The sequence below is a fragment of the Curtobacterium sp. 260 genome, from assembly GCF_030803485.1.
Classification (GTDB): domain Bacteria; phylum Actinomycetota; class Actinomycetes; order Actinomycetales; family Microbacteriaceae; genus Curtobacterium.
This window is the reverse complement of the sequence record NZ_JAURUY010000002.1, coordinates 112,202-132,386: the sequence shown is the minus strand read 5'-3', so window position 1 is coordinate 132,386 and position 20,185 is coordinate 112,202. Positions and strand designations below refer to the sequence as shown.

Below are 20,185 nucleotides of genomic sequence, written 5' to 3'. Positions count from 1 at the left end.
ATACAGAACCTCGGTCTGACGGCCTCCTGATCCGGCCACCAGACCGTTCGCGGGGCTGGTGTGCTGCAACGGTGCCCCGCGGTTCGGGCGGGCATCCCTGTCGACGTGTCGCCTTGGCGCGTCGTGGCCCGCTCGCGGGCACCCTCCTTTTCGGGTTGGGAGGGTGCCCGCCCTCTCGTCTGCCTGCCCGGCGCTCCTCCGCGCGCGCCGAACAAGAGGCGCAGCTCACTCCCCGACGCGCGCGCCGGCCTCGAGCCGGGTCACCGCGTCCCGCAGGCTGGCGACGACGTCGATGCCCGCCTCCCGCGCCGCTGCGACCTCGGCGAGCATCCCCGCACCCCACCACCGGTCGTCGACGGCGCCCTCCGACCGGCTGCCCTCGGCAGGCGCGGCCGCCGACGTGACGGCGGCGACGACCGTGGCGGCGTCGCCACGCTCCTCCAGGCGTTCGAGCAGCTTCACGGCTCGCTCCAGCGGCGGCATCGCCCTCGGGACCCCGTCGAGGACACTCGTGCGCGACGCCTTCTCGGCCGACTTCGCCGCCCGCCACACCCGGACGACCTCCGCCTCCGTGTCCGCCCGTTCGGCACCGAACACGTGCGGGTGCCGACGGACCATCTTGTCGCGAGCACCGGCGGCGACGTCCTCGAGGTCGAACCGGCCCTGCGCTGCAGCCAGTCCGGCGTGCAACACGACCTGGTAGAGCACGTCGCCGAGTTCCTCGCGGAGGTCGTCGTCGTCGCCGGAGTCGATGGCGTCGACGAGTTCGTACGACTCCTCCACGGCGTACCGCGCGAGCGATGCGTGGGTCTGTGCACGGTTCCACACGCAACCGCCGTCGGGGGCGAGCAGGCGGTCGACGACTTCGACGAGGTCCGTGACGGCGGTCATGGCGTCATGCTCGCACGCAGGCCGCTCCGGTAGGCTCACCCCTGGTGTGTCGGGAAGTCTGGTCGACGGTTCCGTACCCGTACCCGCACACCGTCGGAGATCCATGTCGGCACTCGTCCGCTCCCCCCGTTTCAGCGCGATCGCGCTCCTGACCGCCGCCGTGCTCGGCCTCCTCGTGGCGAACTCGCCGCTCGGACCGGGCCTCGAACGAGCCCTCGACGCGCACTCGCCGTGGGGAGCGGTCGGTCTCGACCTGTCCGTGTCGCACTGGATCAGCGACGGCCTGCTCGCGGTCTTCTTCCTGCTGGTCGCGATCGAGTTGCAGCAGGAGCTGCTCGACGGGGAACTCTCGAACCCGAAGACGGCCGTCATCCCGGCGATCGCCGCGGTCGGCGGCGTGCTCGTGCCGGCCGGGATCTTCCTCCTGGTGACCTCGGGCACGCCGTACCAGCACGGGTGGCCCATCCCGACCGCGACGGACATCGCGTTCGCGCTCGGGGTCCTGGCGATGTTCGGTCGAGGGTTGCCCTCCACGCTGCGCGTGTTCCTGCTCGCGCTCGCGGTGCTGGACGACCTCATCGCGATCGTCATCATCGCCGTCGTCTTCGCGCACGGCACGGACTTCCTCGCGCTCGGCGGTGCGGTCGTCGCCCTCGTCGTCTTCGCGGTGCTCGGTCGACTGCTGCGTCCGGGCCGCACCGGCCACGTGTGGATCATCGCCGCGATGGTGCTGGTCGGCCTCGTCACGTGGTGGCTCGTGTACCACTCGGGCGTGCACGCGACCATCGCCGGCGTCGCGCTCGGTCTCGTCCTGCCCCGCCGTCCGGGACACACGTTGCACGAGAACGTCGAGCCGTGGTCGAACGCCGTCGTGCTGCCGGTGTTCGCCTTCGCCTCGGCGGCGGTCGTGCTCCCGAGCGTCGGCATCGGCGAGCTCTCCCCCACGTTCTGGGCCGTCGTCCTCGCGCTCCCGGTCGGCAAGGTCATCGGCATCACGCTGTTCGGTGCCGTCGCGACGCGCATCTTCCGCGCCCCCGGTCGATCGACGCTCTCGTTCTGGTCGATCGTGACGGTCGGCGTGCTCGGCGGGATCGGCTTCACGGTCTCGCTGCTCATGAACGAGCTGGCGTTCGCCCGGAACGAGGAGATCCTCGACGAGGGTGTCCTCGCCGTGCTCGTCGGGTCCGGCATCGCGATCCTCGCGTCCGCCGTCGTCGTCAGCCTGCGCGCCCGCCGCTACCGCGCGCGACGCGAGCTCTCCGAGGCCGAGGCCACCGAGTAACGCACCGAGCGGCCACTGCGCTGCGACACGTCCGCCGTCGGAGGACCGCGGACGTGTCGTTGCAGGCGCACCGTGCCACATCGCACGGGTCGATCGACACGTGCGATGTCGGATGGCGACCACTCGTCGGCCTGGAGGCGCGGTACCGGCTGGCACCGCGCCTCCAGGCCGCGTCGGGTCGCGTCACTTCGCGCAGGCCGCGTCAGGAGGCAGGCGCCTCCGCGGGGGCCTTGGACGCGCCGTAGACGGCCGTCAGGATGCTCTCCACCCACTCGATGAGCGCGTCGTCGGGCAGCGTCTCGCCGTGCGGCTTCGGCAGCGGGATGCTCGCGGCGTCCTGCTGCGGGAACCAGCGCGCGCCGGGGAACATGCGCTTCAGCCGGACCTGGGCCGAGTCGGCGAGTTCCTTGCCCGCGATGCGCAGGTTCGACCCCATCACGACGACGTCGGACAGGCCGACCTGCTGCGCCATGCGGCGGAGGCGCGACACCTCGACCAGGGTGAGCACCGGCTGCGGCGGCTGGCCGTAGCGGTCGGTGAGCTCGTCGAGCACCATGTCGATCGCCTCGGGCTGCGCAGCCGGAGCCGATGCGGCCGACAGCTTCTGGTACGCCTCGAGCCGGAGCCGCTCGGACTCGACGTAGTCCTCGGGGATGTGCGCGTCGACCGGGATCTCGAGCCGGAGCTCGGTCTGTCCCTCGGCGACGTCGCCACGGAACTGCGACACCGCCTCGCCGATCATGCGGAGGTACAGGTCGAAGCCGACCCCGGCGATGTGCCCGGACTGCTCGCCGCCGAGCAGGTTGCCCGCGCCGCGGATCTCGAGGTCCTTCATGGCCACCTGCATGCCGGCGCCGAGCTCGTTGTTCGCGGCGATGGTCTCGAGCCGGTCCTGTGCGGTCTCGGAGAGCGGCTTGTCGGCGTCGTAGAGGAAGTACGCGTACCCGCGTTCACGCCCACGGCCGACGCGACCGCGGAGCTGGTGGAGCTGCGACAGCCCGTACTTGTCGGCCTTGTCGATGATCAGTGTGTTCGCGTTGGCGATGTCGAGGCCCGTCTCGACGATGGTCGTGGACACGAGCACGTCGAACTTGCGCTCCCAGAAGTCGACCATGACCTGCTCGAGGGTGCCCTCGGACATCTGCCCGTGGGCGACCTGGATCCGGGCCTCGGGGATGATCTCGGCCAGGTGCGACGCCACCGACTGGATGTCCTTCACGCGGTTGTGCACGTAGAAGACCTGGCCCTCGCGCAGGAGCTCGCGGCGGATCGCGGCGGCGACCTGCAGGTCGGACTGCGGCCCGACGAAGGTCAGGATGGGGTGGCGGTCCTCCGGCGGGGTCGCGAGCGTCGACATCTCCCGGATGCCGGTGACGGCCATCTCGAGCGACCGCGGGATCGGGGTCGCGGACATCGCGAGCACGTCGACGTTGGTCTTGAGCTTCTTGAGCTGGTCCTTGTGCTCGACGCCGAAGCGCTGCTCCTCGTCGATGATGACGAGCCCCACGTCCTTGAACGCGATGTTCTGCGACAGGATGCGGTGCGTGCCGATCACGATGTCGACGGTGCCGTCGGCGAGGCCGGCGATCGTCTCCTTCGACTCCTTCTCGGTCTGGAAGCGACTGAGTGCGCGGAGGTGCACGGGGAAGCCCGCGAAGCGCTCCTGGAAGGTCTCCATGTGCTGGCGCACCAGCAGCGTCGTCGGGACGAGCACGGCGACCTGCTTGCCGTCCTGCACGGCCTTGAACGCCGCGCGGATCGCGACCTCGGTCTTGCCGTAGCCGACGTCGCCGGAGAGCAGGCGGTCCATCGGGATCGGGCTCTCCATGTCGCGCTTGATCTCGTCGATGGTGGTGAGCTGGTCGGCGGTCTCGGCGAACGGGAAGGCCTCCTCCAGCTCACGCTGCCACGGGGTGTCCGGACCGAACGCGTGCCCCTTCGAGGCCATGCGCGCCGAGTACAGCTTCACGAGGTCGACGGCGATGTCGCGGACGGCCTTGCGCGCCTTCGACTTCGCGGCGGACCAGTCCGAGCCGCCCATCTTGGACAGCGTGGGGTTCTCGCCGCCGACGTACCGGGAGAGCTGGTCGAGCTGGTCGGTCGGGACGAAGAGCTTGTCGCCCGGGTAGTTCCGCTTCGACGGGGCGTACTCGAGCACGAGGTACTCGCGCTGCGTCTTCACGGCGTTGCGGCCGCCGGAGCTGACCTCGCGCGAGACGAGCTCGACGAACTTGCCGATGCCGTGGGTGTTGTGCACGACGACGTCGCCCGGCTTCAGCTGCAGCGGGTCGACGACGTTCTTGCGGCGGGCGGCGAGCTTCTTGACGGTGCGGGCGCCCTGCTGGACGCTGCGGCCGTAGAACTCGGCTTCGCTCAGGACGGCGATCCGCGGGTCGGGAGTCGCGAAGCCGGCCTCGACGGTGGCGGTGGTGACGATCGCGACGCCCGGCTCGGGCGGCGCGGTGAGGTCCTCGGCACGAGCCGCGACACCCGCGTCCGCGAGTACCTGCACCGCGCGCTCGACGAGCCCCTTGCCCTGCGCCGTCACGACGACGCCCCACCCGTCGTCGACGAGCTGCTTGACGTGCTCGACGGCCCCGTCCGCGCTGCCCGCGAAGCTCGGGATCGACTCCGCGCGGACGCGGATGTACTCACCGGCCTCGGCAGCGGCCTCGGCGTCGGTGAGCACGCGCGCGCGGTCACCCTCGTCGAGCCCCGAGTCGAACGGCGTGACCGTCCACCAGGTGCGCTGGCCGCGGGTGTTCTTGAGCTGCTGCACGGACAGGAAGTTGCCCGCGTCGAGGTCGATGGGTGCCTGTGCGCCCGCGACCGCGGCACTCCACGCGGCCTGCAGGAACTCGGTGTTCGTCTCGGCCAGGCTGTGCGCGCGACCGGCGACCCGCTCGGGCGAGAGGACCGCGATCGTGGCGGCCTCGGGCAGGTAGGTGGTGATCGGCACGAGGTCCTGCACGAGCGCCGGCGCGAGGGACTCCATGCCCTCGACCGGGATCCCCTCGGCGATCTTCGCGAGCATCTGCGACAGGTTCGGGAACTCGTGCAGCATCTCGCGTGCCCGCTGGCGCACGTCGTCGCTGAGCAGGAGCTCGCGCGAGGCGGTGAGCTCGACCGAGCCGAGGTCGTCGTCGGTGGTGCGCTGGTCGGCGACCGAGAACGCCTCGATCGCCTCGATCTCGTCGCCGAAGAAGTCGACGCGCACCGGGTGGTCGGCACCGGGCGGGAAGACGTCGAGGATGCCACCGCGCACCGCGAACTCGCCGCGGCGGGTGACGAGGTCGACCCGGGCGTAGGCCAGGTCGACGAGCTGAGACGCGATGGTCGCGAGGTCGTTGCCGCGTGAACCCGTCGCGAGTGCGACCGGGGCGAGCGACGTCAGGTTGCCCGCGATGGGCTGCAGTGCGGCGCGGACGCTCGCGACCACGACGATCGTGCGGCGGTCGGCCGGATCGGCGTCCTGCCACGCGGCGAGCTTGCGGAGCGTCGCGATGCGGGTGCCGACCGTCTGGGCGCTCGGGCTGAGGCGCTCGTGCGGCAGGGTCTCCCACGCGGGGAACTCGAGGACCTCGGCGTCGGGGACCGTGCACGTGAAGGCGCCGCGGACCGCCTCGGCCTCGCGCCCGGTGGCGGTGACGACGAAGAGGCACTGGGGACCGTTGCGCTCGGCGAGCAGCGCGCCGAGCAACGGGACCCGCAGGCCGTCGACGACGGAGAAGTCCGCGTCACGCCCGGCAGCGCGGAGGACGCGATCGAACGCGGAGGCGCGCGAGAGCGCAGGGATGATGCCCGAGATCGTCACTCAGACGATGGTACCGGCGGCGTCCGACACCCGGCCCGGCGTGCGCGGGCGGCGAACACGGTCAGCTGCGGCGACGGAGTCGGGACCCGATCAGGACGAGCAGCGCGGCCACGAGCAGCGCGGGCGCGACGGGTGCGGCGCCGGTCCAGGCGAGGGTGGTCGGGCTGCGGTCCGCAGACGTGGAGCCGGCCCGGTCGGGAGGCGCGGCACCGTCCGCCGCGTCGGCACCCGTCACGCCGGTGGTCCCGCCGTGGCCGGGGGCCGACCCCGGGTCGGCGCTCGGGGTCGGGGCGGTCGGGGTCGGGGCGGTCGGTCCTCCCCCGCCGGTGGAGCCGTCCGGGCCGGGCGACGGGTCCGGGTCGGGTGCGGCCGTCGGTGCGGGGGCGCCGGTCGGACCGGGGGCGGCTCCGGACGAGGCGTCGGGCGAGGGCGACGGTCCGGGCTCCGGGGCGGTGGTCGCCCCCGGCTCGGGCGCCGTGGTCGGTCCGGGCGCGGTGGTCGGCTCGGGCGCGGTGGTCGGCTCGGGCGCGGTGGTCGGTCCGGGCGCGGTGGTCGGTCCGGGCGCGGTGGTCGGCTCGGGGGCGGTGGTCGGCTCGGGGGCGGTGGTCGGCTCCGGCGCGGTCGTCGGTCCGGGCGCCGTGGTCGGCTCCGGCGCGGTCGTCGGTCCGGGCGCCGTGGTCGGCTCCGGCGCGGAGGTCGGTCCGGGCTCCGGCTCCGCGGTCGGCTCGGCCGTCGGGGACGGTGCGGGCGACGGCTCCGCTGCCGTCGAGGGTGTCCCGGTCGGGAGCGGTCCTGCCGTGGCCGGGGCGGAGGGGGTCGGCGTCGCGCTCGCCTCGCCCGTCGGGTCGGGATCCGGCTCGGGTCGGGGGCCCGGGTCGGTCGTCGGTGTCGCACCCGGGGTGCCCGACGGCGACGGGGTCGGCTCCGGGGTGGTCGGTCCGGGGCCGGGCGGCGTCGGGGTGGGGCCCGGCTCGTCGGTCGGCTCCGGGTCCGTCGAGGGACCGGGCTCCGTCGACGGATCGGGCTGCGGCGTGGCGGTCGGCTCCGCGGTGGGATCGTCGGTCGGGGAGGGCGACGAGGTCGGTGCGGGGGTCACCGTCGGCGTCGCGCTCGGCTCGTCGGTGGGCTCGTCGGTCTGCTCACCCGTGGGGGCGGGGGTGGGCTCGTCGGTCGCCGGCGCCGACGGGTCCGTACCCGGCTCGCTGCTCGGCATCGGCGTCGGCGTCGGCGTCGGCGTGGGCGTCGGCTGGTCGTTCGGATCCGACGTCGGCGCTGCGGTCGGATCCGACGTCGGCCCGGGGGTGGGCTCCCCCGTCGGGTCGGACGTCGGTGCAGCGGTCGGTTCCGACGTCGTCTCGGGGGTGGGCTCCCCCGTCGGGTCGGACGTCGGCGAGGCAGTCGGGTCGGGCGTCGACGGGTCGGTCGGGGAGGCGGTCGGATCGGACGTCGGCGAGGCGGTCGGGTCGGACGTCGGCGAGGGGGTCGAACCGCCGCTCGGGTCACTGCTCGCCGGCGTCGTCGGCTCACCGGTCGCCGGAGTCGTCGGCTCCGCCGAAGGTCCGGGAGACGGGGCGATCGTCGGGCCAGCCGTCGGCTCGGGCGTCGGGATGTCCGACGGCAGGGGCTCCGCCGTCGGCGCGGTCGGGCTCGTGCCCGGGGTCTCCTCGACGCGGCCGGACGACGTCGCGGTGACGATCCGCTGCCGGTTGTAGTCCGCCACGACCAGGCTCCGACCCGGGCCGACGGACACCGCGGTCGGGTTCGCGAGTGCCGACCCGTCGGGCGCCGTCGAGAACGCCGGAGCCCACGCGCCGCCTTCGTCCGACCAGACGCGGCCGTTCCCGTTGTCCACGACGAAGACGTCCCCGTCGTCGACCGCCACCCCGCGGAGCCGGGTCTGCCCATCGGCCGGGAACCCGAGCGCGCTGACGACGCCCGACGCGCGGTCGACCTGCCACACCTCGTCGGGTCCGGCGTCCGTCACGGTGAGCGTTCCACCGTCGGCGGAGATCGCGACGCCGCTCGGGTCGGACCACGGACCCGCGACCGCCGTCCACGTCCCGCTGCCGAGCTCGGCCGTCCAGAGCGATCCGCTGCCGGGCACGGCAGCGAAGACCGTCGTCCCCTGCACCGCGAGTTCGGAGACGGCTCGTCCGCTCGGAGGCGGGGCCCACCGGGAGACGACGAGCCCGTCCGGGGAGAGGAGCGTGATCGACCGCCGCCCGGCCTCGGCGACGAGGATGCGGCCGTCGTCGAGGGTGGTCACGGCCGACGGGTTCCACATGTCGCCCGGCGCCGTGCCGAACGGAGCGACCACGCTCCAGGTGCCGTCGAGTCCGCGGCGCAGCAGGCCGTTCCCGGCGAAGTCGGCGACCAGGAGTCGTCCGTCGACGTCGTGGTGCACGTCGTTCGGGGCGGAGAAGCTGCTCGCGACCGGTGGCGCGGACGACTCGGCGCTCGTCGGTGTCCAGGTCTCGGTGGCGGCGACCGCGCCGTCCTGGGTGAGCAGGGAGGCCATGCCGACCGCGATGACCGCGACCGCGGCCGGGACGACGGCGAGGACCGCACGCACCCCCGTGCCGGAGCGCTGTGCGACGTCTGTCGGTCCTGCCCGGTGTCGTGCTCGCCCCACGTCGCCCCCTCGTCGTCGGGACGGTCGCCCCGACGGCGAACCTACCGACGACCGGGGGACGTGACGGTCCCCCAGTTCGGGGACCCGGCGGGAACCGGACAGCCGCCGCTGACCTGCACTGCGCCTCCCGACCGTGGTTACCGGGCACCGGCGAAGCCGGGATCAGTCCTGTCCGGGCTCGAGATCGTCCGGCTGCGACGGCCGCGTGTCCGAGCGGTCGTCCCGGGTCGCCTTCCGGGTCAGCATCCGGACAGCGAAGGTGAGCGTGAAGCCGACGATCACCACGACGACGAGCGCGATCACCTGGACGGGGCCGTCGGCCGCGAACAGGACCGTGCTCACGACGGGGCGTGCACGCGCTGCTGCGCGGCGAGGAGCCCGAGCTCCGCGATCGCCTCGACGGCGTCGGCGCCGTCGGCGAGCAGGTTCGGCAGCGTCTTCTTCTCGGCCGGCGAGAAGTCACGCAGGACGTAGTCGGCGGGGTCCTGGCGACCCGGGGGACGGCCGATGCCGATCCGCACCCGGGTGAACTCGTTCGTGCCGGTCGCCTTGATGATGTCGCGGAGCCCGTTGTGGCCGCCGTGCCCGCCGCTGCCCTTGAGACGGACGGTGTCGAACGGCAGGTCGAGTTCGTCGTGGACGACGACGAGGTCCGCCGGGGTGGCGCTGTAGAACCCGAGCACGCTCGAGACCGGGCCACCCGAGGTGTTCATGAAGGATCCCGGCTTCGCCAGGACGAGCTTCGGTCCGCCGGGCACCAGGCGCCCCTCGGCGACCTGGTTCGGCGTCTTGTGCTTCTTGAACGTCGCACCCATGCGGGCGGCGAGTTCGTCGAGGACCATCTGGCCGACGTTGTGACGGTTCCCCGCGTAGCCGGGCCCGGGGTTCCCGAGCCCGACCACGACGAGGGTCGTTCCTGTCATCAGCGTCGGCCAGACGTTCCGCGGAGGGTGTGTTACTCGGAGTCGACCGGGGCGGAGCCGCCCTCGGCGCCGGCCTCGGCGCCCGCCTCGGCAGCGGCCTCGTCGGCAGCGTCGTCGTCAGCGGTGCCACGCGGGGTGACGATCTGCACGACGAGCGCCTCGCCGTCGGTCTCGAGCTCGGCGCCGGTCGGCAGCTCGAGCTGCGAGGCGAGCACCTGGGTGCCGTCCTCGAGGCCCTCGACGTCGACGGTCACGTGTTCCGGGATGTCGGTCGCCTCGACGAGGAGCGAGACCGAGGAGAGGTCCTGGACGTGGATCGTGCCGGAGAACGACTCGCCCTCGACGACGACGGGGACGTCGACGGTGACCTTCTCGCCACGGCGCACGACGACGAGGTCGATGTGCTCGATGATCTGGCGCACCGGGTCGCGCTGGACGTCCTTGACGAGGGCGAGCTGGGCCGCACCCTCGATGTCGAGGTCGACGACCGCGTTGGCGGTACGGACGAGCAGCATCGTCTCGTGGCCCGGGAGGGTGATGTGCTGCGGCTCGGTGCCGTGGCCGTAGACGACCGCGGGGATCTTGTCGGCGGCGCGGAGCTTGCGCGCAGCGCCCTTGCCGAACTTGGTGCGGGTCTCCGCTGCGAGCTTGGTGTAGTCGGCCATGGTGCCTCCTGGTGTCGGGGTCGACGCCGGGGTGCCGGCATCGGGGGGTCTGTGGTGTTGCAACTCGAACGCGTGCACGCGTGAGGAACGCTCCCAGGACTGGGCCGGGTCTCCCTACCGCGTCGATCACGGCCGCGCGCTGCGCGGCCCTCGCCGAAGTCGGTTTGTGAGTCTAGCAGGGGACGTCGGGCGTGTCGCACCGCGGCACTGCCCACCACCGGACGGGAGGCTCGTGGCGGTGCCGCCACGAGCCTCCCGTCCGTCCCTGCGCGCGGTCGCGGACCGGTCCCCCCAGGTCCACCTGCCCGCGACCGCGGGTCTGTCGCCGTTGTCCGTCAGTCGACGCCCTCCGGTGCATCCGGCGCCAGTCGCTCGATCGTCCTGGCGACGCGGTCGGCGACCGCGAGCTGGTCCGGCCGCGCGGCCGCCAGCACGGCGGCGTCGGTGGCGGTGACGTGGAGGAGCCGGGACCACTGCGCGTCGTAGAGCGCCTCCCGGTAGCCGGACGACTGCTGGCAGGCCAGGTCGTGCTCGGCGAGGGCGATCTCGGGCTTCGTGACGGGCAGTGCGAGGCCGCTGATGCCGAGCGCCTGGCGCATCGGAGCGGTCGGCATCCCGTGCGGGTCCTCGGGGAGCGCGCTCGGGGCGTGCGGTCCGAGGCACGTGCGCCAGCGTGCCGCCGCAGCGACGACCGCCGGTTCTCGTCGTGCCTCGTCCGCGGCGAGGTAGGTGAGGCGCTTCGCGGTCATCGAGGCGCCCTGGGCTTCCTCGTCGTCGTCCGTGCCGAGCGCGCGACGGGAACGTTCGAAGCACCGATCGACGGCGGACCGGTCGGCGCGGTCGAACGCCGCGTCGTGCTCGGGGTCCTCCGCCCACTGCCGCCAGCCGTCACGGTTCGCACCCCGTGCCGACGGCCGGTGGTAGCCGAGGTCCGCCGCCGCCTTGCTCAGCGGTCGTGACCAGTCGAGTGCGGGAGCGTCGTTGCCGCGTTCCGGCGTCTCGTCGGCGACCGACTCTGCCTGCAGGCCCGCGGACGTCGCCCACGGCACCGGGAAGTCGATGCCGACGTCACGCAGGCAGGACTGGTCGAGGAGCGACTCTGCGTACCCGGTCTCGGACCAACCGGGCTGGGCGTAGCCGTCGAGCGGCATCGACCACGTGTCGAGGTCGCGCTCCACCGTCGGGCGGACGGCGTGGTCGGCGGGCTCGGGCAGGCTGTGCAGCACGGCTCCCCCGAGGCCGGCGAGGACGAGGACGAGTGCGCCGGACTTCGCGGCACGCTGGGTGATGCGCATGGTGTTCCCCCTAGGCGCGGACGAGTCCGCGTTCGTGTGCGGTGATGACGACCTGGATCCGGTTCCGGAGTCCGAGCTTCGTGAGCACCGCGCGGACGTGCGTCTTGACCGTGGCCTCGCTGAGGAACACGGTCGCCGCGATCTCCTGGTTGCTGAGCCCCTTCGCGACGAGCAGGAAGACCTCGCGCTCCCGGGCGGTGAGGACGTCGAGCACCTCGTCCGGGCGCGGGGTCTCGACGAGGGTCCCGTCGGCGCGGAGCAGGTCGAGCGCCTCGGCCTCGGTCGGCGCCGGACGCCCCTCGTGGACGTCGCGGATCGTGGCGAGCACCACCTCGGGCAGGGCGTCCTTCGTCAGGAACGCCGCCGCTCCCGCACGGAGGGCGGCGAGCACGGCCTCGTCGCGGCGGATCGTCGTCAACACCACGACCCTCGGGCGGTCTCCGCCCTGCGCGGCCAGGCGTGCGGTGGTCTCGATGCCGTTCAGCACCGGCATGCGGAGGTCCAGGAGCAGGACGTCGGGGTCCTCGTCGGCGCAGAGCTCGAGCGCCGCGGCGCCGTCGGCAGCGGTGCCGACGCAGGCCATGTCGTCCTGGGCCTCGACGAGCATCCGCATGCCGGAGGCGAAGAGGTGCTGGTCGTCGACCACGGCGACGCGGATCGCGCTCACCGGGCGTCCTCGACGGGCACCCAACCGGTCACGACGAACTCGTCGGCGTCGTCGCCGGCACCGGCCCGGAGCCACCCGCCGGCGAGCCGAGCCCGCTCCCGCATGCCCTCGATGCCCGAGCCCGCGCCGTCGAGCTGCACCAGGGGCGCGTCCCCTCGCGAGGTGACCACGATGCCGAGGCCCGGGCCGCGCCAGTCGAGCACGACGCGGGTCGACGCCGTCCGCCCCTGGTGCTTGAGGACGTTCGTCAGGCTCTCCTGCACGATCCGGTGCACCGCTCCCCCGGTCGCCGTGCCGACGGGTCCGGGTACACCGTGCTGCTCGAACGTCGCACGCATGCCGAGGTCGCGCATGTCCTCGACGAGGTCGGGGACGTCCGCGAGGCCGTGCACCGCCGCCGACCCGGTGCCCTGGATGCGTTCGACGAGTGCACGGACGTCGCCGAGGGCGCTCCGGCTCACGTCGGCGATGTCGCGGAGGGCCGTCGCTGCCGGTGCGCCGGCACCGGCGATCGCCGCGGCGCCCTGGGCCTGCGAGACCACCACGGCGAGCGAGTGTGCGAGCGAGTCGTGCACGTCGCGGGCGATCCTGGCGCGTTCCTGTTCCGCGCGGAGCTCGGCGGTCGTGACCTCGGTCTCCCGCTCGGCCGCGACGACGCGGGTCCTGGCGAGGCCGATCCGCCACGCTGCACCGATCGCGACGCCGGCGGCCCAGGCGATGCCGCTCGCGCCGGCGATCGCCAGCGACAGGAGCACGAGGTCACTCCGCGTCCCCGAGTGCGCCCCGGTCCAGCTGCCCCAGACGTCGGAGTCGGCGACCGTCGGCACCGCCATCGCCCAGGCGGCGGCGATGCTCGCGACGCCGAGGACCGGGACCGCGAGCCACCGGAGCAGCCCCGACCGCCCTGCACCGACGACGCCCACGACGATCGCGATCGCCAGGTACTCCGGCCACGTCGTCGCGCGCGGGCGGTCGAGCAGGTGCAGCGCCTGCAGCAGCGGGACCACCACGACCAGGCCGAGCGCCGTCGCGGGCATCCAGTTCGTCAACCCGATGGCGACGGCGAACGCGGCGACGACGAGCACGTGGCCGGTCAGCTCGGAGCGTCCGGCCTCGGCGACGATCCAGAGCACCAGGTACACGGCACCGACGACCGGAGGCAGCACGTGCCGGACGCGGCGACGCAGGAAGGAGGTCATGTCGGCGAGCGTAGGGCGGGCGTCCACGCGGCTGCGAGCTCGGGCGGCACCTCTCATCCGAGTGGATGAGTGCTGCGGACGTCAGCGACCGACGTCTCGGCGGTGGTGCTGCGCGGCGCGCAGGAGGTCCCGCGCGCGATCGCTCGCGTCCGCTGCCTCGTCGCGCGCGCGTTCGGCCCGCTCGACCTCGACCGCCGCTTCGGCGAGCTGCCGTTCGAACTCGGCACGACGGTCCTCGGCGGCCTCGAGTTCCTGCTCCGCCGAGTCGAGGGCCGCGTCGGCATCGCGGGACTCGGCCCGAGCGGTCGCCTCGGCCTCGCGAGCGGCGCGGCGCTCGGCAGCGGGGTCGGTACGCGGTTCGGGTGCGGCCTGCGGTTCCGCTTCCGGCTCCGGTTCGGACTGCGGCTTCGGCTTCGGCTCCGGCTCCGGCCCCGGCCCCGGCCCCGGCCCCGGCCCCGGCCGGGAGGCTCGGCCCCCCTTCCGGGACCGTCGCGCGCTGGTGATCGGGATGGGTTCGGCGTCGGTGCCGGACCACGAGTCGGGGACCGCGTCGGGATCGGCCAGTGCCCCGTCGAGGTCGACGGCGTCGAACCCGGCGCTCTCGAGCGGTCGGACGAGCAGCCCGGACCGGACGGCGGCACCCGCGTGTCCGTCGGCCATCGCAGCCTCGATCGTCGCGCGGACCTGGTCGAGGACGGCGGATGTCAGCGGGTGCCCGGCGTCGGAGGCCAGGTCGGCGCCCGCCTGCGCCAGCGCGGCGACGACCTCGGACCGCTGGCGGCGGAGCCGTCGGATCTCGTCGGGGTCGGCGTCCGCCTGGGCCTGCCGGATCGCCGGGCCGAGGTCGACCGCCTCGTCCAGGGCGCCCTCGTGCGCGAGCAGGTCGACCACCCACGCCGCGGGCGCGGGCTTGCGCAGACCACCGATGCGCGTCGCGAGCGCTCGGTCGTCCTTCCGCACCGATCGCTGCCGCGCGGTGCGTTCCCGGACGAAGTCCGCGGGCGCGACGAGGAGCAGTTCCCTCGCCTCATCCGCGAACTCCATGCCCCCAGCATGCCCGTCGGCTCACTCGCACTCTCGTCGGAAGCACGACCGACCGGGCAGGACACGCCGCACGTCCTCCACCGAGCGGGCCGCGTACGTCACCGTCGTGCGCGACCGTGCCGTGTTTCGCCCGCTCGGGGGCGGGGGCGGGGGCGGGGGCGGGGGCGGCCGCCGGTCCGGCGTCGGACTACCAGTCGTGGACGGTGCCGTCGGCCAGGCGGTTGAACGGCAGGTACGCCTGCTCGTACGGGTACTTCCCCGCCTCGTCCACGTCGAGCGTCACGCCGAGGCCCGGCTCGTCGCCCGGGTGCAGGTACCCGTCCGTGAAGGTGAACGTCTGCCGGAACACCTGGTTCGTCCTCGGTCCGTGCTGCATGTACTCCTGGATGCCGAAGTTGTGGATCGCCATCCCGAGGTGCATCTGCGCGGCGAGTCCGACGGGTGAGATGTCGGTCGGCCCGTGGAACCCGGACTTGATCTGGTACATCGCGGCGTAGTCCATCGTCTTGCGCAGCGGGGTGACGCCGCCCATGTGGGTCACGGCACCGCGCACGTAGTCGATGAGCTGGTCGCGGATGATGTCCTTGAAGTCCCAGATCGTGTTGAAGACCTCGCCGATCGCGAGCGGTGTGGTGGTGTGCTGCCGGACGAGCTTGAGCGCCTCCTGGTTCTCGGCGGGGGTGCAGTCCTCGAGCCAGAACAGGTCGTACGGCTCCAGGCTCTTGCCGAGCTTGGCCGCCTGCAGCGGGGTCATCCGGTGGTGACCGTCGTGCAGGAGCGGCAGCTCGGGCCCGAACTCGTTCCGGACGGCCTCGAACACGGTCGGCACGTGGCGCAGGTAGGCACGGGTGTCCCAGTCCTCCATCGCCGGGAACGCACCGCGCTGTGCCGGCTCGAAGTCGTACCGGACGCCGGCGTTGCCCTCGGTCGTCCGGTTCGACGCGATGCCGTAGATGCTCTCGAGCCCGGGGACGCCCGTCTGCACGCGGATGGACCGGTAGCCCTCCTCCTGGTGCTCGCGGATCGAGTCGAAGAGCTCCGGGAGCTCCTTGCCCGAGGCGTGGCCGTACGCCATGAGTCCGGTGCGCGACGCCCCGCCGAGCAGCTGGTAGAGCGGCATGCCGGCGACCTTGGCCTTGATGTCCCACAGCGCCATGTCGACGGCCGCGATGGCGGCCATCGTGACCGGGCCCCGGCGCCAGTACGACGAGCGGTAGAGGAACTGCCAGGCGTCCTCGATGCGGCTGGCGTCCCGCCCGACGAGCAGCGGGACGACGTGCTCGGACAGGTACGCGGACACGGCGAGCTCGCGGCCGTTGAGGGTGGCGTCGCCGAGCCCGGTGACACCGTCGGCGGTGGTGATCCGCAGGGTGACGAAGTTGCGGTCCGGACTCGTGACGATGACCTCCGCGCGGTCGATGAGCTGTCCGCGGTCAGCCGACGCCCAGGTGTCCGGTCGGCCGGCGGTCGGGTCCGTCGCCGCGCCGCCGTCGGCAGCGCCGGGGACGGGCGCAGCGGGGTTCGTGGTGCCGGTGTCGGTCATGCGTGGACTCCTTCGTCGACGGGGCCGCGTGCTGGTGCCGCGGCGGCGCGGATGCGTTCGGCGGCCGCGGTCACTGCGGCCACCACGGGGGTGGTGTCGAGGTCGGGCGCGACGACCCCCAGGACGTCGTGCACGTCCGAGTCTGGCCCGGGTGCTCCGGCGTCGTCCACGAGCTCGGCCTGCGTGGTGCAGTGCACCCACCAGGCGGCGAGCAGGGTCGCGGCTCCCGGGCCGACCCCGGCGTCGGGGTCGCGCTCGAGTCGCCGACGCAGGACGTCGACGACGCGGACGGGCAGCTTCTGCGAGCCGCCGGACGCGATCTGGCGCAGGGTGTGCCGGATGCGCGGGTTCGCGAACCGCTCGACGAGCGCGGCCCGGGCGTCGGCGACCTCGTCGGTCGGCAGCGGGAGTTCGGCGGCGGCTTCGTCCCAGAGCTGCTCGACGGCGGTCCGGCAGCGTGGGTCGTCCATCGCCGACGCCACGGTGTCGTGGCCGAGCAGCAGGCCGAGGTACGCCAGGAGCGAGTGCGCCCCGTTGAGCAGCCAGAGCTTCCGCTGCTCGTACGGGGTGACGTCGGGCACGAGCCGCACGCCGGCGGTCTCCCACGCGGGGCGGTCGATGCCGTCGAACACGTCCTCGAGCACCCACTCGGCGAAGGGTTCCGTGACCACGGGCACACGGTCGCCGTCGAGCGCCCCGGGCAGGTCGCCGATCTCGTCGAGGTCGGCGGCGGTGGTGGCCGGCGTGATCCGGTCCACCATCGACGACGGGAAGGCGACGGACGACTCGATCCACGACCGGAGTGCCGGGTCGTCCGTCGCCCCCAGCACGGCCTCGCGGAGCACGGCGCCGTTGTGCGTCAGGTTGTCGGCGGACACCAGGGCGATGCGTCCGCCGTCGGCGGCCCGGCGTGCGGCGAGCCCGTCGACCAGCCGGGCCGGCACGTCGGCGTCGGCGCGGTAGCCGGCCTCGGTGACCGTCAGCGTGACGATGGTCGTCCCCGGGGACGCGACCACGTGCCTCCAGGCCGTGCCGTCGCCGCCGGGGTGCGCCGCCACGATCGAGTCGACCACCTCGGCCGTGTCACCGTCGGCCGCTCGCGTCACCAGCGTGTACCGGCAGTCCTGGCCGGCGAGCGCATCGGCTGCTCCGGGCGAGCGCCCGGTGAAGGCGGTGATCCCCCACGGATCACCGCTGGCGTGCTGCGTGTACCAGGCGAGGTGGGCGCGCGCGAACGCGCCGATGCCGAGGTGGGCGATGCCGGGGCGTCGACTCATGCGGTCACCGGGACCAGGGAGCGCAGGTACGCCAGGTTGTCGGCGGTGCGCTCGGCGAGCGGCAGGTCGGTCGAGAAGTCCTCGATGGCGACCCACCCGTCGTACCCGTGCCGTCGCAGGGCGTCGAGGTACTCGGACACCGACGCCTGGCCGTCGCGCAGCGGTGCCCACTCGTTCCGCCAGATCCGGCTGCCGTCGTCCCGGGTCTCGCCGGTGTCGACCCACCGTGCGTTCTTCACGTGCGCGTGGGCGAGGTACGGCCCGAGGAGCTCGAAGGCCGCGAGGTGGTCCTCCTGCCCCTCGATCACGAGGTTCCCCAGGTCGTGGATGACGCCGACGTGCTCGGGGTCGAGCCCGTCGACGAGCCGGAGCGCGGCCGACGCGGACGGGGTGATCGTCATGTGGTGCAGCTCGACGAGTGCCTTGACACCGAGCTCGGCAGCACGCGCCGCCGCCCACTCGAGGTCGGCGCGCGTGCGGTCGAAGAGCTCCCCGTAGGTGGCGCCGGTCCGCTCGCGCTCGCGCTGGTACCAGGGCATGGTGACGCGCACCTGGCGGGCGCCGAGTTCGCTCGTCACCCGGAGCATCGTCTCGACGCCCTCGTGGTCGGACACCGGCTGGTAGCCGCCGATGCCCGAGTACTGCAGGCCGGCGGCGTCGGTGGTGCGGGCGATCTCGCCGACCCGGTCCGCGATGCCGGTGAACTGCCAGGTCGACCGGTTGCCGGCCCAGAAGCCGGACGAGCCGTCCTCGGTGAGGTCGTCGACGATGCGCCACTCGATGCCGTCCCAGCCCTGCTCGGCGAGGGTGTCGGCTGCCTGCGACGGGGTCCAGTCGGGCGTGGAGGCGGTGAACACGGAGAACTTCACCGGACTGCTCCTTCCCGGGGAGCGACGACCGGTTCGACGTCGTCGTACTTCCCCTCGATGACGTCGTCGATCCGGACCGGCTGCCCGAGGGTCGCGCTGACGTACAGGCCGCGGACGGTCGCGAGCGACACGAGGGCGTCGTCGACGGTCACGCCGGGGTCGCGTCCCTCGCGGATCGCGGCGACGATGTCCGTGTACTGGCGGGCGTGCCCCGCGGCGAAGTGGTCGGGCTCCGGCGGGCCGCCGACGACGTGCTCCGGCGGGACGACGTCGTGCTTCTGGTCGACGGCGTCGGCGACCGCGGTGGCGTTCGCCGTGGTCGACGCGGACTCGAGCGTCGCCGCGTCCGGTGCGACGTGGAAGTACGCGAGCCGGTCGTCGTCGACGATCGCCGAACCGTGCGTGCCGTACACCGCGTAGCGCGCGGAGAGTCCCGGGTAGGCGGCGGTCGTGCAGTGGATGACGCCGAGCGCGCCGCCGCGGAACCGGACGGTCGCGACCGCGGTGTCCTCGACCTCGATGCGGTCGTGCGCGAGGAGCCCGACCTGCGCCGAGATCTCCTCGGGACGACCGAGTGCCCAGACGAGCAGGTCGACGGTGTGCACGCCCTGGTTCATCACCGCGCCGCCGCCGTCGAGCGCCCAGGTGCCGCGCCAGTCGCCCGAGTCGTAGTAGCCCTGCGAGCGGTACCAGGCGACGCTCGCGACGCCGGAGGTCACGGTGCCGAATTCGCCGCCGTGCGCGGCTCCCGCGACCGCGACCGAGGCCGGGTCGAAGCGGTGCTGGCTGATCACGCTCGTCGTCACCCCACGCGAGCGGGCGTCCGCGGCGAGCGCCGCGATCTGGCGGGCCCGGGGCATCGTGGTGTCGAGCGGCTTCTCGATGACGACGTGCTTGCCCGCGGCGAGCGCCGCCTCGGCCAGCTGGACGTGCATGCCGGACGGGGAGCAGATCGCGACGACGTCGATGTCGGTCTGCGCGACGGCCTCCTCGACGGTCGCGGTGGTGACGGGCCGGGCGGCGCCCGTCGCCTCGATCTCGTCCGCCGCGCCGGTGGCGGCCGCGGGGACGGCGTCGACGAGGGCGACGACCTGCAGGTCCGGGTGCTGCACGGCAACGCGGGCGTGGTGGCGTCCGATGACGCCGGCGCCGACGACCGCCAACTTCAGGGGGGTGCTCATCGCAGGGTGACTCCGATCTGGTCGGTGAGGGAGCGGAAGGCCCGTCCGGCACGGCCGAAGGCCGCGGGGCCGGAGAACCCGCCGAGGGAGGTGACGTCGCTGAGGTGCGGTTCGAGGGAGGCGTACCCGGAGTACCCGGCGTCGCGGAGCGCGGTCAGGGTCTCGAGCAGTTCGCCGTCGCCCTCCCCCGCCGGGACGACGGACGCGTCGGCGGCCAGGGCGTCCTTCACCTGCAGGTAGTCGACGTACGGCGCGAGCTGCGCCCAGCCGTCGGCGAACGGCCGGACGCCGCACTGCACGTAGTTCGCGTTGTCCCAGGCGAGCCGCAGCGCGCTCGACCCGACGCTCTCGACGATGTCGAGCACGCGCTCGGGGACGTCGCCGTAGATGTCCTTCTCGTTCTCGTGCAGCAGGGTGATGCCCTCGCGGTCAGCGAGGTCGGCGAGCGCACGCATCCGGACCATGACGTCGTCGCGCACCTCGTCCGCCGTGCGCCCGTCGAAGTAGAACGAGAAGATCCGGATGTTGGTCGTGCCGAGCGCGTGCGCGGCGGCGATCGCGCGGCCCAGCCGCTCGACCTCGTGCTCGACGGGCCGGTCGACGAGCACCTTGCCGATCGGCGAGGCGATCGCGGACACGGTCTGCCCGCGCTCCTCGAGCAGGCGGTGGAGGCCGGCGAGCTGGTCGTCGTCGAGGTCGACGACGTTGGTGCCCCATGCGCTGCGCACCTCGATCGCGCTCGCGCCGAGCGCCTGCAGCACGGCGACCTGGACGGCCGGGTCGGCATCGATCTCGTCGCCGAAGCCGGAGAGCTCCCACGTTGGCTGGGTCATCGTGTTCCTTCCTTGTCGGACGGGAGGCGCGTGGCGGGCCGGCACCGCGCCTCCCGTCCGTCGTGTGGTT

At 73.4% G+C, this 20,185-nt stretch carries 16 protein-coding genes; 1 reads left to right on the top strand and 15 read right to left on the bottom strand.

What is annotated here, in order from left to right:
* Nucleotides 1–225: 225 nt before the first annotated feature.
* The gene (locus tag J2X59_RS03020) at nt 226–891 is read right to left on the bottom strand and encodes a MazG family protein (protein WP_326495669.1); all 666 of its coding nucleotides are present in this window, start codon (nt 889–891) and stop codon (nt 226–228) included.
* Nucleotides 892–994: 103 nt separating this feature from the next.
* Between J2X59_RS03020 and nhaA the strand changes: the two genes are divergently transcribed.
* The gene (gene nhaA, locus J2X59_RS03015; RefSeq protein WP_326495668.1) at nt 995–2,173 is read left to right on the top strand and encodes a Na+/H+ antiporter NhaA; all 1,179 of its coding nucleotides are present in this window, start codon (nt 995–997) and stop codon (nt 2,171–2,173) included.
* A gap of 202 nt (nt 2,174–2,375) precedes the next feature.
* Here the strand turns inward: nhaA and mfd are convergent, their stop codons facing one another.
* The 14 genes from mfd to J2X59_RS02945 all read right to left on the bottom strand — a co-directional run bounded on the left by mfd (nt 2,376) and on the right by J2X59_RS02945 (nt 20,115).
* Nucleotides 2,376–5,987, bottom strand: coding sequence for a transcription-repair coupling factor (gene mfd / locus J2X59_RS03010; protein WP_326495667.1), 3,612 nt, complete (start codon nt 5,985–5,987; stop codon nt 2,376–2,378).
* A 61-nt stretch (nt 5,988–6,048) separates the two neighbouring features.
* On the bottom strand, nt 6,049–8,559 hold the full coding sequence (locus J2X59_RS03005; protein ID WP_326495666.1) for a hypothetical protein: 2,511 nt from the start codon (nt 8,557–8,559) through the stop codon (nt 6,049–6,051).
* Between the two features lie 222 nt (nt 8,560–8,781).
* Nucleotides 8,782–8,961, bottom strand: coding sequence for a hypothetical protein (locus J2X59_RS03000; RefSeq protein ID WP_326495665.1), 180 nt, complete (start codon nt 8,959–8,961; stop codon nt 8,782–8,784).
* On the bottom strand, nt 8,958–9,542 hold the full coding sequence (pth, locus tag J2X59_RS02995; RefSeq protein WP_326495664.1) for an aminoacyl-tRNA hydrolase: 585 nt from the start codon (nt 9,540–9,542) through the stop codon (nt 8,958–8,960). Before pth ends, J2X59_RS03000 begins: the two co-directional genes overlap by 4 nt.
* A 32-nt stretch (nt 9,543–9,574) precedes the next feature.
* Nucleotides 9,575–10,207: a 50S ribosomal protein L25/general stress protein Ctc gene (locus J2X59_RS02990; protein WP_066652537.1), complete on the bottom strand. Its 633-nt coding sequence runs from the start codon at nt 10,205–10,207 to the stop codon at nt 9,575–9,577.
* 335 nt (nt 10,208–10,542) lie between these two features.
* On the bottom strand, nt 10,543–11,502 hold the full coding sequence (locus J2X59_RS02985; RefSeq protein WP_326495663.1) for a hypothetical protein: 960 nt from the start codon (nt 11,500–11,502) through the stop codon (nt 10,543–10,545).
* Between the two features lie 10 nt (nt 11,503–11,512).
* Nucleotides 11,513–12,169 (bottom strand): response regulator transcription factor, encoded by a 657-nt coding sequence (locus J2X59_RS02980; RefSeq protein ID WP_326495662.1) that lies wholly within the window; start codon nt 12,167–12,169, stop codon nt 11,513–11,515.
* Nucleotides 12,166–13,368, bottom strand: a complete 1,203-nt coding sequence (locus J2X59_RS02975) for a sensor histidine kinase (protein WP_326495661.1) — start codon at nt 13,366–13,368, stop codon at nt 12,166–12,168. The genes J2X59_RS02980 and J2X59_RS02975 overlap by 4 nt, the downstream gene beginning before the upstream one ends.
* An 81-nt stretch (nt 13,369–13,449) precedes the next feature.
* The gene (locus tag J2X59_RS02970) at nt 13,450–14,412 is read right to left on the bottom strand and encodes a hypothetical protein (RefSeq protein ID WP_326495660.1); all 963 of its coding nucleotides are present in this window, start codon (nt 14,410–14,412) and stop codon (nt 13,450–13,452) included.
* Between the two features lie 187 nt (nt 14,413–14,599).
* Nucleotides 14,600–15,955 carry a D-mannonate dehydratase ManD gene (manD, locus tag J2X59_RS02965; RefSeq protein ID WP_245171582.1) on the bottom strand — a complete coding sequence of 452 codons (1,356 nt, stop codon included), beginning with the start codon at nt 15,953–15,955 and terminating at the stop codon, nt 14,600–14,602.
* Nucleotides 15,952–17,232 carry a mannitol dehydrogenase family protein gene (locus tag J2X59_RS02960; protein ID WP_326495659.1) on the bottom strand — a complete coding sequence of 427 codons (1,281 nt, stop codon included), beginning with the start codon at nt 17,230–17,232 and terminating at the stop codon, nt 15,952–15,954. The genes manD and J2X59_RS02960 overlap by 4 nt, the downstream gene beginning before the upstream one ends.
* The gene (locus J2X59_RS02955) at nt 17,229–18,101 is read right to left on the bottom strand and encodes a sugar phosphate isomerase/epimerase family protein (protein WP_326495658.1); all 873 of its coding nucleotides are present in this window, start codon (nt 18,099–18,101) and stop codon (nt 17,229–17,231) included. Before J2X59_RS02955 ends, J2X59_RS02960 begins: the two co-directional genes overlap by 4 nt.
* Nucleotides 18,098–19,282 (bottom strand): Gfo/Idh/MocA family protein, encoded by a 1,185-nt coding sequence (locus J2X59_RS02950; protein WP_326495657.1) that lies wholly within the window; start codon nt 19,280–19,282, stop codon nt 18,098–18,100. The genes J2X59_RS02955 and J2X59_RS02950 overlap by 4 nt, the downstream gene beginning before the upstream one ends.
* Entirely contained in the window at nt 19,279–20,115 is an 837-nt protein-coding gene (locus J2X59_RS02945) for a sugar phosphate isomerase/epimerase family protein (protein ID WP_326495656.1), read from the bottom strand. Before J2X59_RS02945 ends, J2X59_RS02950 begins: the two co-directional genes overlap by 4 nt.
* Between the last annotated feature and the right edge of the window lie 70 nt (nt 20,116–20,185).